Raw genomic sequence first — 12,856 nt, 5'->3', positions numbered from 1 at the left:
TTAGGCCTCCCCGACCAGCGCCGGATCCTCGGCGACGACTTCCGCCACGGCGCGCGTCATCGCACGAGGGATGGCCTCGTGATACGCGTCAATCAGTGTGTCGAGTGACGCGCGCAGGCTGCCGCTGCCGGTGGTGATGCTCAATCCGTCGGCGGCTGGCGTCACCTTACCGATCACCTGCGCCGGCACGCCGTGGCGCTTCGCGACGGCGAGTACCTCGGCCGGCACCGCGGTGGAGACGACGACGCGGCCCTGCGCCTCGCCGAAGAGCAACGCGCGTGTCTTGAGCGAAGCCCAGGCGCCGAGATCCACGTTCGCGCCGAGCGGTGCGGTCCGATCCGCGATGCAGGACTCTGTCAGCGCTACGGCCAAGCCGCCCTCGGAGCAATCGTGCGCCGAGCGGACATGCCCCGCACGGATTGCCTCAAGCAAGGCGTCGATCAGCTGCTTCTCACCCTCGAGATCACAAGCGGGCGGCGCGCCAGCCACCACGCCGTGGATCCAGGCCAGGTACTCGGAGCCACCGAGCTCATTCGTGTTCTCGCCCAGTAGCACTATGCTGTCGCCGGCCGTGGTGAAGCGAAGGCCCGTGGTGTGCGAGGCGTCGTCGAGCACGCCCACCATGCCGATGGTGGGCGTCGGGTACACCGCGCCCTGCGGATTCTCGTTGTAGAGCGACACGTTGCCGCCGGTGACCGGCGTCTCCAGCGCGCGGCAGGCATCGCCCATGCCGTAGACGGCCTCGCGGAACTGGAAGAAGACGTCGGGCTTCTTGGGATTCCCGAAGTTCAGGCAGTTCGTGATGGCGCGCGGCGTCGCGCCCGTGCAGGCCACGTTGCGCGCGGCCTCGGCCACGGCAATGCGGCCGCCGACCCGCGGATCCAGGAAGACATAGCGGCCGTTGCAGTCCGTCTTCACGGCCAGCGCCTTGTTCGTGCCGCGGATGCGCAGCACCGCGGCGTCCGCGTGGCCCGGGCCGAGCACCGTGTTCGTGCGCACGGTGGAATCGTACTGGCGATGGATCCAGTGCTTGCTGGCGATCGTCGGCGCCTGCAGCAGGCGCGTGAGCGTCCAGGCCGGATCCTTCTCGTTTGGCAGCTCGGCGATGGCGTGCACGTCGCGCTCGCGGCGCGCGATGGCCTCGTCGCTCTCCTTGGCCTCGGGATGGTACTGCGGGCAGTCGGTGACGAGCCGAGTGCCGGGGAACTCGGCGACGACGTGGTCGCCCTCCGTCACGCGGTACACTGGCTCCGCGATGACCTCACCGATGACCTCGGCGGCAAGGTCCCACTTGGCGAGGATCTTCTTCACCTCGGCCTCGTGGCCCTGCTTGGCCACGACGAGCATCCGCTCCTGCGACTCGCTGAGCAGGATCTCGTAGGGCGTCATGCCTTCCTCGCGCACCGGCACCTTGGTGGTGTCGATGGTCACGCCGACGTCGCCGCGCTCGGCCATCTCGGCGCTGGAGCTGGTGAGGCCGGCGGCGCCCATGTCCTGGATGGCGACGATATGCCCGCTGCGGATCAACTCCAGCGAAGCCTCGAGCAGCAGCTTCTCCGTGAACGGGTCGCCGACCTGCACGCGGGGGCGCTTTGCCTCGTTCTCCTCGGAGAGGTCCTCGGATGCGAACGAGGCGCCGTGGATGCCATCGCGCCCCGTTCGCGCGCCCACCGCGATGACGGGATTGCCGATGCCTTCGGCCTTCGCGCGGATCAGCTCCTCTTCCTTCATTAGGCCGACGCACATCGCGTTGACCAGCGGATTGCCCTCGTACGCCGCGTCGAACATCACGTCGCCGGCCACGGTGGGGATGCCGACGCAGTTGCCGTAGTCGCCGATGCCCTTCACGACGCCGCCGACGAGGTAGCGCACGCGCGGCGTCTCCAGCGAGCCAAAGCGCAGGGAGTTGAGCATGGCGATCGGCCGTGCGCCCATCGTGAACACGTCGCGCAGGATGCCGCCCACGCCCGTTGCCGCGCCCTGGTAGGGCTCCACCGCCGAGGGGTGGTTGTGCGACTCGATCTTGAATGCCACCGCGAGCCCGTCGCCGATGCTGATTACGCCGGCGTTCTCGCCCGGGCCCTGCAGCACCCACGGTGCCTTTGTGGGCAGGGTCTTGAGCACGGGGCGCGAATGCTTGTAAGAGCAGTGCTCGCTCCAGAGCGCGGAGATCACGCCAAGCTCGGTGAGCGTGGGCGTGCGCTCGAGCATCGCAACCAGCTTCTCGTACTCGAAGGGCGTGAGCCCGTGCTCGGCCACGAGCGCGGGGGTGATGACCGGATCGCCGGGGCGGGGCGTGGCGCTCACTTGTTGCGGAGTCCCTTGAGGATGTCCTTGAGGAAACCGCCGACGGCGGAGTCCTTCACCTTGGTGATCATCTCGAGTTCACCGGCGTCGAGCCACATCCCATTGCAGTCGGGGCAGACATCGACCTTTACCGGGCCGATGGACTGCTCCTTGATGTCGGCGCCGCACTTGGGGCACTTCATGTAGTGCTCGGCGCGCTCGGCGGCAGCACGCTGGGCGTCGAGCTTGGCGCGCTGGTTCTTGATCAGCTCGGCGTCCTGGAGCAGGAAGTATTCGTCTTCGTTCTTGGACGGCTTGTCGGTGGACATGACGGGCAGTGGTGAGTTGTGAGTCGTAAGTGGTAAGTGAACGGCGATGCGGGGCGGGATGCGGGGCTTGGCTACGCGTTCACTGTCGTGAGCAGGCTTTGGAACAGCACGAGGCCGTCGCTGGAGCCAAGCAAGGGCTCGAGCGCGCGCTCGGGGTGGGGCATGAGGCCGACGACGCTGCCGGATTCATTGCTGATGCCGGCGATGTTGTTCGTGGCGCCGTTGGGGTTGGCGGCGGCGGTCGGGTTGCCGGCGGCGTCGACGTAGCGGAACACCACGCGGCCCTCGGCCTCCAGTTGCTTGATCGTTGCGTCGTCGGCGGTGTAGCGGCCGTCGCCGTGGGCAATCGGCATCGTCAGCAATTGGCCCTTCGTCGCGGCGCGCGTGAAGATCGTGTCCGTGTTCTCCACGCGCAGCGTGACGGGCATCGAGCGGAACTGCAGGCTCTCGTTGCGCAGCAGGGCGCCAGGGAGCAGGCCGGCCTCGCAGGCGATCTGGAAGCCGTTGCAGATGCCGATCACCGGGCCGCCGCGCTTTGCGTGCTGCACGACCTCCTGCATGATCGGGGAGAAGCGGGCGATCGCGCCGGAGCGCAGATAGTCGCCGTAGGAGAAGCCGCCGGGCAGGATGATGACGTCCGCGCCCTGCAGGTCGTGGTCCTTGTGCCAGAGCAGCACGGCTTCTTCGTGCAGCTGCTCCACGACGGCGAGGACGGCATCCTCGTCGCAGTTGGAGCCGGGAAAGCTCACGACGCCGACCTTCATTGGGCCTGCACCCCAGCGATCTCGAAGTCCTCGGTCACCGGGTTGGCGAGCAGTCGCGCGCACATATCACGCACCGCGGACTCGGCGTGGGCCGCGTCCGTCGCCTTGGCCTCGATCACCAGGTGGCGCCCGACGTGCACGTCGGTCACGGAGTTGAAGCCCAGGGTGTGCAGCGCGTCGGCGACGGCCTTGCCCTGGGGGTCAAGCAGGCCCTTGCGGGGGACGATATGCACGGCAACACGGAACGACTTCACGAGAGCGATTCCTCGGCGAGGGAGTCGCCGTTCTCCTCGAGCTCATCCGGCTCGTCGAACGGCGAGGGGAGTTCCAGCACGCCGCGCACGATGGCCAGCACGACGCCCGTCAGCACATACGCGATGCCCATCGGGAAGAAGTAGTGCTGCGGCAGGAAGAACAGGGCGAACAGGCTCGACACGAACACGATGATGGCCGCCGTGCCGTGCACGGTCTTGAACGTGAACTTCGTCCAGCCAGGGAAGGGCACGTTGCTGATCATCAGGAAGGCGAGGCCGGCCATCAGGAAGCGCAGGATCGTCTCCCAGGGCCAGGCGCCGATGAACGTCTCGTTGTACAGCGGCGTCTGGCTGAACCAGTAGTAGGTTGCCAGCGTGCCTCCGGCCGCCGGGCTCGGCAGTCCCTTGAAGTAGGACTTGGCCTTGCCGGCCGACTCGATGTTGAAGCGCGCCAGGCGCATCACGGCGCAGGCGCTGTAGAGGAACACCAGCACCCAGTCCCAGCCGCTGTGCCGCAGCACGGCGAAGTACATCATCAGGGCCGGCGCGAGGCCGAACGAGATGGCGTCCACCAGCGAGTCGAGCTCCTCGCCGAAGGCGCTGCCGGTGTTGGTGGCGCGGGCAATGCGCCCGTCCAACATGTCGCAGAACGCGCCGATCACGATGTACCAGCCCGCCTGCATGTGCTGGCCGCGCGAGGCCGCGACGATGGCGAAGATGCCGAAGAACAGGTTCGCCAACGTGAACCCGTTTGGCAGCATCACCAGCGAAGGCCGCGGGAAGCGGCGCCGGCGCGCGGCCGTCACTGCGGCAACTCCGCGAGCACGGTGGTGCCGGCCACGGGCTTCTCGCCGAGCTGCACCTTGATGGTGCTACCGACGGGCACAAACACGTCCACGCGCGAGCCAAAGCGAATGAGCCCCATGCGTTCCCCCTGCTCAGCGTCGTCGCCGACACGGCTGTAGGTCACGATGCGCCGCGCCACCAGCCCCGCAATCTGCCGGAACAGGATGCGACGTCCCTTCGACTCCACGCCCACCGACATCTGCTCGTTCTCCAGCGAGGCCTTGTCCGCGGCCGCGTTGAGGAACTTGCCGGGGTTGTAGTGCACGTAGGCCACCTTGCCGCTCACCGGATACCGGTTCACGTGCACGTTGAAGACGTTCATGAACACCGAGATCTTGATGGCCCGGCCCTGGATGAAGCTGGGCTCGTCCACCTCGGTGATGGCGATGACGCGGCCGTCGGCCGGCGAGATCACGTACTGGTCGCCGCGCGGACCGGTGCGCTCGGGGTCGCGGAAGAAGTACGCCACCCAGAGCACGAGGATGGTGAGCACGAACGCCAGCACCCAGAGCGGCCAGGAGCGGCGCATCAGGGCGAGCGTGTAGCCCGCCGCGGCCAGCGCCAGGGCGATCAGGATGAATGGGATGCCTTCGCGGGCGAAGTTCACGGGAGTTGGGTGATGTCGAGGGGGGAACCGGTGAGGCGCTCGTAGGCCTCGAGGTAGCGACGGCTGGTGGCCGCCACGACGTCGTCCGGCAGGGTCGGCGGCGGGGCCTCGCCGTTCCAGCGGCCGGCGGCACGCTCCGCGGCGAGCCAGTCGCGCAGGGGCTGCTTGTCGAAGCTTGGCGGGGCCTTGCCTTCCGTCCACTGGTCCGCCGGCCAGAAGCGGGAACTGTCGGGCGTCATCACTTCGTCAATCAACAAGGTGTTGCCGTCGGCGTCGCGGCCGAACTCGAACTTCGTGTCGGCGATGATGATGCCGCGCTGTGCCGCGAGGTCGCGGCCGCGCGAGTACACGAGGCGCGAGAGGCGCTCGAGCTCGGCGGCCGTGTCGGCGCCGACAACCTTGCCCATCTGGGCGATGGTGATGTTCTCGTCGTGGCCCGACTCCGCCTTCGTGGCGGGCGAGAAGACCGGCGGATCGAAGCGCGAGCTCTCCTTGAGGCCGGAGGCCAATCGCTCGCCCGCCAACGTGCCGCTCGCGGCGTACTCCTTGAACGCCGAACCGGCGAGGTAGCCGCGCACTACGCACTCCACCGGAAAGACATCCGTGCGACGGCAGAGCATCGCGCGGCCCGCCAACTCATCGCGGTGCATCGCGATGGCCGGTGCCCTCGCGACGATCTCGTCCACGTCGCAGGACTCCATATGGTTCGCGACCTCACCCGCGAACTGCCGCAGCCACCACGCGGTGAGTTGCGTGAGCACGGCGCCCTTGTACGGCACGAGCTCGCGCATGACCACGTCGAAGGCGCTCACGCGGTCGCTGGCCACGAGCAGCACGAGGTCGTCGCCCACGGCGTACACGTCCCGCACCTTGCCGCGGCGCAGCATCGGCAACGGCAGCGTCGTGCGCCCGACGAGCAACGAGGTCATACGCGCACCTCCTCGCGGGCCGGGGCGGCCTCGCCGGCCGCCACGAGGATCGGTTGCACGACCTCGGCGAGGAACTCATCCACCTGCTGCGGGGCGCGGCCCACGAAGCGCGTCGGATCTGTCACGGCGGCGAGATCCTCGCTCGGGACGGGGAAGGCGGGATCCTTGGCCAGCCGCTCCAGCATGTCGTTGTGCTTGCCCTCGTCCTTCATCGCGCGCGCCGCGGCAATCGAGTGGACGCGAATCACCTCGTGCACGGCCTGGCGGTCGCCACCTGCCTGCACGGCGCGCACGATCAGCGCCTCAGTGGCCATGAAGGGCAACTCCTCGTTCAACCGCTGGCGGATGCGCGCCGGGTGCACCTCCAACCCGCTGACGATGTTCTCCAGCAGGATCACGATGGCGTCCGTCGCCAGGAAGGCCTCGGGTATCGTGATGCGGCGGATGGCCGAGTCGTCGAGGGTGCGCTCGAAGTACTGCACGCTGTGCGTCTCGTTCGCCGTGCCGGCGATGCTCAGCACGAAGCGGGCAAGCGAGTTGATGCGCTCGGAGCGCATCGGGTTGCGCTTGTAGGCCATGGCGGAGGAGCCGATCTGCTCCTTGCCGAAGGGCTCCTCGATCTCGCCGAAGCTCTGCAGCATGCGCAGGTCGCTGGCGAACTTGGCTGCGCTGGCCGCGATCCCCGCGAGGACGTCGAGCACCTGCTGGTCGATCTTTCGCGAGTACGTCTGGCCGCTCACGGGAATCGAGCCGGGGAATCCCATCGCGTGGCAAACCTTGGTGTCGAGCTCGCGCACCTTGCCGTGGTCGCCGCCGAAGAGCTCGAGGAAGCTGGCCTGCGTGCCAGTCGTGCCCTTCACACCGCGCATGGGGATGTTCGCCAGGCGCAGGTCGAGGTCCGCGAGGTCGAGCACCAGGTCCTGCATCCACAGCGTGGCGCGCTTGCCGACCGTGGTGAGCTGCGCCGGCTGCAGGTGCGTGTAGCCAAGGGCCGGTTCGTCGCGCCACTGCTTGGCGAAGGCGGCCAGTGCGCGGAGCACCGACACCAGCCGGCCACGCAGCAGCTCAAGGCCGCGCCGCATCTGGATCAGGTCGCCGTTGTCGGTGACGAAGCAGCTCGTGGCCCCGAGATGGATCACACCCTTCGCCGCCGGCGCGACGTCGCCGAATGCGTGGATGTGCGCCATCACGTCGTGGCGGAAGCGCTGCTCGTACTCGGCGACCTTCGCGAAATCGATGTCGTCGAGGTGCGCGCGCATCTGCGTCAGCGCGTCCTCGGAGATCGAGACCCCGAGTTCGCGCTCGGCTTCGGCGAGCGCGACCCAAAGGCGGCGCCACAGGCCGTGGCGCGTCTGCAGGCTCCACAGCTCCAGCATCGCCGGGCTGGCGTAGCGGTCGGCGAGCGGGGACCGGTAGGTCGAGTGGCTGCTGGTCATCGAATGCGGAAGTCGGTCGTGTACACGGTGCCGTTGCGCTCGAAGAACATGCGGATCGGCCCGCGGCCGATGTAGTACTCGAGCACGCGCGCAGCCTGCTGCGCGTCCGTCACCGGCGTGCGGTTCACCTGGATGATCACGTCCCCGGCGCGGATGCCGAGGTCCTGTGCAACGCGGTCGGTCACGCGATACACGACCGCACCTTGCTGCGATGCCACGCCGCGTTCGGCGCGGATGGCGGGGGAGAGCGACACGAGTTCAAGTTCGCGGAGCACGGCGACCTTCTCGGCCGTGACCTCGGGCAGGTCCTGCACGCGCACCTGCACGCGCTGGTCGCGACCCCCACGGCGCACGGTGAGGTCCGCTGTGTCACCGACGCGCAGCTCGAGCAGCTCCGCTTCCCAGTCGTAGGGGTTCCGAATCTGTCGGTCACGCGACTGCACGATCACGTCACCGGTGCGAAGGCCGGCCGTGGCTGCCGGGCTCCCCGGCACGATGGTTTCGATGGTCGCACCAGTGTTGAGCCGTCCGCGCGCCGCCGTGGCGCCCAGTTGCTGCGTCTTCACGCCGATCCACGGCCGCCGCACGCTGCCGTGGGCGAGCAGGTCCTCTGCGACGCGTCGCGTGCGATCGATCGGGATGGCGAAGCCGAGTCCGATGCTGCCGCCGCTGGGCGTATAGATCGAACTGTTCACACCGACGACTTCGCCGGCCGCGTTGATCAATGGGCCACCGGAGTTGCCGGGGTTGATGGACGCGTCCGTCTGGATCATGTCCACGTAGACGCCGGGGCCGTCACCTCGGCCCGTGAGGTTCCGGCCCACGCCGCTCACGACGCCGGCGGTGACGCTGGGCTCGGAGTTGCCGAGCAGGAAGCCGTAAGGATTGCCGATGGCGACGACCCACTCGCCAATCAACAGGCCGCGAGAAGTGCCGAGCGGGGCGATCGGGAGGCCCGCGGCTTCGATCTTGAGCACGGCGAGGTCGTTCAGTTCGTCCTCGCCGATTACCGTCGCCGGATACGAGGTGCCGTCGCGCAGGGCGACGTTCACCGTGGTCGCGCCCGAGACCACATGGGCGTTCGTGACGATGACACCGTCCTCGCGCACGATGAAGCCCGAGCCGATGCCCGGCCGCACGGTCTCGCCCGAGCGCGTCCCGAAGAAGACGTCGAAGGGCGACATCGCCGCGCGTTCGACGCGCTCGGTCTGCACGGTGACCACGGCGGGCGCGACACGCGCGACGGCTTCCGTGATGGCCGTACGCCGCGAGGCGTTGATGGCATCCGGTGACGGGGCGGGGAGCCGTTCCGCAGGAGCGGCCGGCAGCGCCTGGGCCACCGAGGTGTTGGGCGAGGCGCCTTCGCAGGCGGCGGCCGCGAGGACCAGCGCTGCGAGCGCGGAAGGGCGAAGGAGTCGCATCAGGTGCTGGGTCACTTGGCGCGGCGCGGTTTGGCGCGCCGACTCACGTCCACGAGGAAGCGGTCAATGCCGCGGTCGGTCAACGGGTGCTGCAGGAAGGAGCGCAGGGCGTCCGGCGTCACGACGGCCGCGTCCGCGCCGGCGGCTGCGAGTTCGCCGAAGCGCGCGGCGTTCGGGACGCCGGCCACCACGACATCGCACTCGACGGCATCGCGGGCGAACACGGCGTGGAGTTCGCGCACGACGTCGTCGGCCCGCGTGCCGACGGCTTCGAGCGCGTCGACCGCGAGGACCACCTTCGTGGCTCCGGCCTTGGCCGCGAGGATGCCTTGCGCCACGGAGTGCACGAGCGTGGCGGCGACGGGCACGCCGGCACTGGAGAGCTCGTGGATGGCGGAGAGGGTGTCCTCGACAAACGGCACGGCGATGATGACGCTTTCGCTGAGTCGCCCGAGCTCGCGGCCTTCCCGCACGATCACCGCGGGATCCAGCGAGCCGACGCTCACGAAATAGTGGACGGGCAGTCCCTCGCCGATCAGCTCCGTTACGACCTCGCGCTGGTCTGCCTGCGGCATCGTCGCGGCGATGACACTCGGCGTCGCGACCACGCCATCGAGCATCCGGGCGCGAAGGGCCCAGCGAATGTCGTCGGCGTCGATCGTGGCGAGGTAGAGGCGCATCAGGCGGTCGTCGGCGGGTCGAGGTAGAGATCCTGCGGGTACGTCACCTGCTCGAGGCAGAGGCCAACCGGCGGGGCCGGAGGCGAGACCTCGTCGTTCGCGGCGGCGGTGAGCAGCGCCGTGAAATCGTCGCGCGGGCGCGCCCCGCCGGCCACCGCCAACATTGTCCCCACGAGGAACCGCACCATGTGGTGCAGAAAACGATTCGCGGCGACGTCGAACACCAGCGTCCGGCCCTCGGCGTGCGTCTCCGCGCGCCAGCGGGCCAGCGAGACCTCGCACACGTGGTCGTCGGTCTCCGGCGCGGTCCCGCGCACGGCGAACCCAAAGAACGCGTGTCGCCCCAGCAGTTGCCCCGCGCACCAGTCCAAGGCTGCCCGGTCGAGGTCCCGATCCCACGGGAGCGCCCAGCGTCGCCGAAAGGGCGAGCCCGCCTCCGCATCGAGTCCCACCGTGTAGCTGTAGCGCCGGCCGGTCGCGCTGAAACGGGCGTGGAACTCGGGGCGCATCTCCTGCGCCGCCGCCACCCAGAGGTCTGCGGGGAGCTGGTCGTTCAGCACCCGTCGCATCCGCTCCGCCGTCCAGATCACCGGCACCGTGACGCTTGCTGCCTGGCCCCGCGCGTGCACCCCCGCGTCCGTCCGACCCGCGCCGGTGACCCGCACCGGAGACCCGCACAGACGCGCAAGCGACCGCTCCAACTCTCCCTGCACGGTGCGCTGCCCGGGTTGGACCTGCCAGCCGGCGAATGCCGTGCCGTCGTAGTGCAGGACCAGCTGGAGGGTGCGCTCCGCCATCGGAGGAAAGTTACCCGGCTGAGGGGCACCGTTCAAGGAACGCGCGGGCGAGCGCGCGTGCATCCGCGCGGTCCTGCGCGTCTGGGCGCTCGCGGGCGCGCGATTGACACCGCCGCGGTGGCTGGTGAACCTTCGGACTCCGTGCCGCGCCGCGCCCCCGCCACCACCTGATGCTCCAACGCTCGCTGCCGTCGCTCGCCTTCGCCTTGGGTGCGGCGACCGACCTCGAAGACGCCTTCTGCCGCCTCGCCGAGGCCCTCGCGGAATCCGACCGCGAGACCTCGCTGGCCTTGCTGCGCGTCGAGGCGCGCACGGGGCTGATCCGCGAGCGTCTTCGCGCTGGTGAGGGCGGCAAGGTCGAGCGCGAGGCGCTGGAGACCAACGTCGAGCAGTTGCCATCGACTGTCCTCCGCACCGTCCAGGAGGGCGGGAGCTTCGCCGAGGTGGCGGATGAAGCGGCGGCGTACGCGCGCTTGCTGCGGCTCGCGCCGCCGGAGAGCGGGGGCGCGCTGATGCTGCGCGGCATTCGCGCCGATCGCACGCTGGTGAGCATCATCGCCGTCACGGAGCCGCGACGGGTGTTCGGCACGCGTGTCACGGAGCGGCTGAATCCCCTGATCTCACTCTTCGAGTTGGCGCACGTGCGCTTCATCGAACGTGAGGCGCGCGAGGAGGCCACGCGCACGCTCGAGGCAGTCACACAGAAGGTCCACCAGGACTACGAGCAGCGCCTGGCGGAGCTCGAACGTCGCTTCCTCGCGCAGACGAACGAGATGCGCGCCGTCGGCGCGGCGGACCGCGTGGCCCGCGAGCGGGAGGAAGCCCGGCGCGCCGAGGAAACGCGCCGGGCCGCGCGCCAGCTCACGGTGCTCGAGCAGCAACTGATGGCCTCCATCGGCCAACTCGAGCAGGCGCACATCGAGCTGCACCGGCGCTCAGAGGCCCTGCGGCAGCGCACCCGCACGCTCTACCTCCTGGACCGCGTGCTCACGATTGCCAGCGGCACGGAGTCGCCGCGCTCCCTCATCGAGAGCCTGCTCGGGCTGCTCGGCGACGACATGCAGGCGCTGCGCTGCTCGATCTTCCTCCGCCAGCCCGGGTCGGACACGCTGTATATGGCGGCCGCGCGCGGGCTTCCGCCCAGCGTGCAGCTGGGCCACACGATCCGCATCGGCCAGGGCATCGCCGGTCGCGTCGCGGAATCGCGGGAACCGCTCCTCGTGGTGGACGTGCAGGAGGCCGTGACCCACTCGCTGCTGCGCGACGACTATATGACCAGCGGCTCCTTCGTCTCCTTCCCGCTGGTGCATCACGACGCCTTGGTCGGCGTGGTGAACCTGACCAACCGGGTGCAGCGCGGCCTGTTCGTCGAGGAGGACGTGGAACGCGTGCGCCTGCTGGGCCTTGTCGTGTCGCTGGTGGTCTGCGAGGCGCAACTCGCGGAGAAGCTCGCGCGGACTGCGCGTGAGTAGTGCGGTGCTGCAGCAGGTCCTGCGGCAGCTGGCCGCAGGCGAGACGCTGGACGCGACGCAGGCCGCCGAGGCCTTCACGGCCGTGATGCGCGGCGACGGCACGCCGGCGCAGCTCGGCGCGCTGCTCATGGGCCTGCGAGTTCGCGGCGAACGCCCCAGCGAGGTCGCCGGCGCGGCGCTGGCCCTCCGCCAGGCGATGACGCGGCTCGAGTCCGCGGCGCCCGACGCGCTGGTGGACACCTGCGGCACCGGCGGCGGCAGCGTCGGCACGTTCAACATCTCGACGGCCGCGGCGATCCTCGCCGCCGGCGCCGGCGCACGCATCGCCAAGCACGGCAACCGGAGCTTTACCTCCAAGTCCGGCTCGGCCGATGTGTTGGAGGCGCTGGGCGTGCCGATCGACGTCCCCGTGGAGAAGATGCGCGACGTGCTCGACGACGCCGGCATCGTCTTTATGTTCGCGCCCACGATGCACCCCGCGATGCGCCACGTCGGACCCGTGCGCCGCGAGATGGGGATCCAGACGGTGATGAATCTCGTCGGCCCGCTGGCGAACCCTGCCGGAGCCGGTCGCCAGGTCGTCGGTGTGGCGGATCCCGCACGCTTGGAGCTCATCGCGGGCGCGCTGCACGAGCTCGGGACCGTGCACTCGCTCGTGGTGCACGGCGAGCCGGGGATGGACGAGATCTCGCCGCTGGGACCCACGCGGATCATCGAGCTGCACGGCGGCAGCAAGACGGAGTGGACCTTCGATCCCGCGAGCCTGGGCTACGGCGGCATTCCGGCGGCCGAACTCGCCGGCGGCGAGCCCGATCAAAACGCCACGATCATTGAGCGCGTGTTGCTCGGCAAGGGCACGCGCGGGGCGACGGCGGCCGTGCTGCTCAATGCCGGCGCCGCGCTCTATGTGGGCGGGATGGCCGAGAGCCTTCCGACAGGCGTGGAGCGCGCACGGAAGGCTCTCGATGACGGGAAGGGCTGGGACGCGCTCGGCCGGCTTCGCAGCGCCACGGCCTCGCGGCGTTGAGCGGCGCG

The 12,856-nt window shown here is 69.5% G+C and carries 13 protein-coding genes; 2 read left to right on the top strand and 11 right to left on the bottom strand.

Translation table 11 applies throughout. The features are described from left to right. From purL to truA, 11 genes are all read right to left on the bottom strand, one after another. Positions 1-2,211 carry a phosphoribosylformylglycinamidine synthase subunit PurL gene (gene purL, locus KF709_00440; protein ID MBX3172857.1) on the bottom strand — a complete coding sequence of 737 codons (2,211 nt, stop codon included), beginning with the start codon at positions 2,209-2,211 and terminating at the stop codon, positions 1-3. Positions 2,212-2,303: 92 nt separating this feature from the next. Continuing rightward, complete coding sequence (locus KF709_00435; GenBank protein ID MBX3172856.1) at positions 2,304-2,615, bottom strand: zf-TFIIB domain-containing protein; 312 nt, start codon at positions 2,613-2,615, stop codon at positions 2,304-2,306. Positions 2,616-2,686: 71 nt separating this feature from the next. Beyond that, positions 2,687-3,379, bottom strand: a complete 693-nt coding sequence (purQ, locus tag KF709_00430; protein ID MBX3172855.1) for a phosphoribosylformylglycinamidine synthase subunit PurQ — start codon at positions 3,377-3,379, stop codon at positions 2,687-2,689. After that, a complete protein-coding gene (purS, locus tag KF709_00425; GenBank protein MBX3172854.1) occupies positions 3,376-3,633 on the bottom strand; it encodes a phosphoribosylformylglycinamidine synthase subunit PurS in 258 nt (85 codons plus the stop codon). Before purS ends, purQ begins: the two co-directional genes overlap by 4 nt. After that, positions 3,630-4,439, bottom strand: coding sequence for a CDP-diacylglycerol--serine O-phosphatidyltransferase (gene pssA / locus KF709_00420; GenBank protein ID MBX3172853.1), 810 nt, complete (start codon positions 4,437-4,439; stop codon positions 3,630-3,632). Before pssA ends, purS begins: the two co-directional genes overlap by 4 nt. Beyond that, positions 4,436-5,086: a phosphatidylserine decarboxylase family protein gene (locus KF709_00415; protein ID MBX3172852.1), complete on the bottom strand. Its 651-nt coding sequence runs from the start codon at positions 5,084-5,086 to the stop codon at positions 4,436-4,438. Before KF709_00415 ends, pssA begins: the two co-directional genes overlap by 4 nt. Next, a complete protein-coding gene (locus KF709_00410; protein MBX3172851.1) occupies positions 5,083-6,015 on the bottom strand; it encodes a phosphoribosylaminoimidazolesuccinocarboxamide synthase in 933 nt (310 codons plus the stop codon). Before KF709_00410 ends, KF709_00415 begins: the two co-directional genes overlap by 4 nt. Further along, positions 6,012-7,451 (bottom strand): adenylosuccinate lyase, encoded by a 1,440-nt coding sequence (locus tag KF709_00405; protein MBX3172850.1) that lies wholly within the window; start codon positions 7,449-7,451, stop codon positions 6,012-6,014. The genes KF709_00410 and KF709_00405 overlap by 4 nt, the downstream gene beginning before the upstream one ends. Beyond that, positions 7,448-8,872 (bottom strand): trypsin-like peptidase domain-containing protein, encoded by a 1,425-nt coding sequence (locus KF709_00400; protein ID MBX3172849.1) that lies wholly within the window; start codon positions 8,870-8,872, stop codon positions 7,448-7,450. Before KF709_00400 ends, KF709_00405 begins: the two co-directional genes overlap by 4 nt. Before the next feature lie 11 nt (positions 8,873-8,883). Then, positions 8,884-9,552 carry a hypothetical protein gene (locus KF709_00395; GenBank protein ID MBX3172848.1) on the bottom strand — a complete coding sequence of 223 codons (669 nt, stop codon included), beginning with the start codon at positions 9,550-9,552 and terminating at the stop codon, positions 8,884-8,886. Then, positions 9,552-10,349 carry a tRNA pseudouridine(38-40) synthase TruA gene (gene truA / locus KF709_00390; protein MBX3172847.1) on the bottom strand — a complete coding sequence of 266 codons (798 nt, stop codon included), beginning with the start codon at positions 10,347-10,349 and terminating at the stop codon, positions 9,552-9,554. The genes KF709_00395 and truA overlap by 1 nt, the downstream gene beginning before the upstream one ends. A gap of 170 nt (positions 10,350-10,519) precedes the next feature. Here truA and KF709_00385 point away from each other — a divergent pair, with 170 nt between their 5' ends. Then, on the top strand, positions 10,520-11,821 hold the full coding sequence (locus tag KF709_00385) for a GAF domain-containing protein (GenBank protein ID MBX3172846.1): 1,302 nt from the start codon (positions 10,520-10,522) through the stop codon (positions 11,819-11,821). A 4-nt stretch (positions 11,822-11,825) separates the two neighbouring features. Continuing rightward, positions 11,826-12,848 (top strand): anthranilate phosphoribosyltransferase, encoded by a 1,023-nt coding sequence (gene trpD, locus KF709_00380; protein ID MBX3172845.1) that lies wholly within the window; start codon positions 11,826-11,828, stop codon positions 12,846-12,848. Positions 12,849-12,856: the final 8 nt, after the last annotated feature.

The organism is Gemmatimonadaceae bacterium, from assembly GCA_019637445.1.
Classification (GTDB): domain Bacteria; phylum Gemmatimonadota; class Gemmatimonadetes; order Gemmatimonadales; family Gemmatimonadaceae; genus Pseudogemmatithrix.
The sequence above is the reverse complement of the archived record's forward strand: the minus strand, read 5'-3'. Positions and strand labels throughout refer to the sequence as shown.

Coding starts and splice junctions, on each gene's coding strand:
- purL (MBX3172857.1), bottom strand. CDS start 2,211: ATGCTCGAGCGCACGCCCACGCTCACCGAGCTTGGCGTGATCTCCGCG.
- KF709_00435 (MBX3172856.1), bottom strand. CDS start 2,615: ATGTCCACCGACAAGCCGTCCAAGAACGAAGACGAATACTTCCTGCTC.
- purQ (MBX3172855.1), bottom strand. CDS start 3,379: ATGAAGGTCGGCGTCGTGAGCTTTCCCGGCTCCAACTGCGACGAGGAT.
- KF709_00410 (MBX3172851.1), bottom strand. CDS start 6,015: ATGACCTCGTTGCTCGTCGGGCGCACGACGCTGCCGTTGCCGATGCTG.
- KF709_00405 (MBX3172850.1), bottom strand. CDS start 7,451: ATGACCAGCAGCCACTCGACCTACCGGTCCCCGCTCGCCGACCGCTAC.
- KF709_00400 (MBX3172849.1), bottom strand. CDS start 8,872: ATGCGACTCCTTCGCCCTTCCGCGCTCGCAGCGCTGGTCCTCGCGGCC.
- KF709_00395 (MBX3172848.1), bottom strand. CDS start 9,552: ATGCGCCTCTACCTCGCCACGATCGACGCCGACGACATTCGCTGGGCC.
- truA (MBX3172847.1), bottom strand. CDS start 10,349: ATGGCGGAGCGCACCCTCCAGCTGGTCCTGCACTACGACGGCACGGCA.
- KF709_00385 (MBX3172846.1), top strand. CDS start 10,520: ATGCTCCAACGCTCGCTGCCGTCGCTCGCCTTCGCCTTGGGTGCGGCG.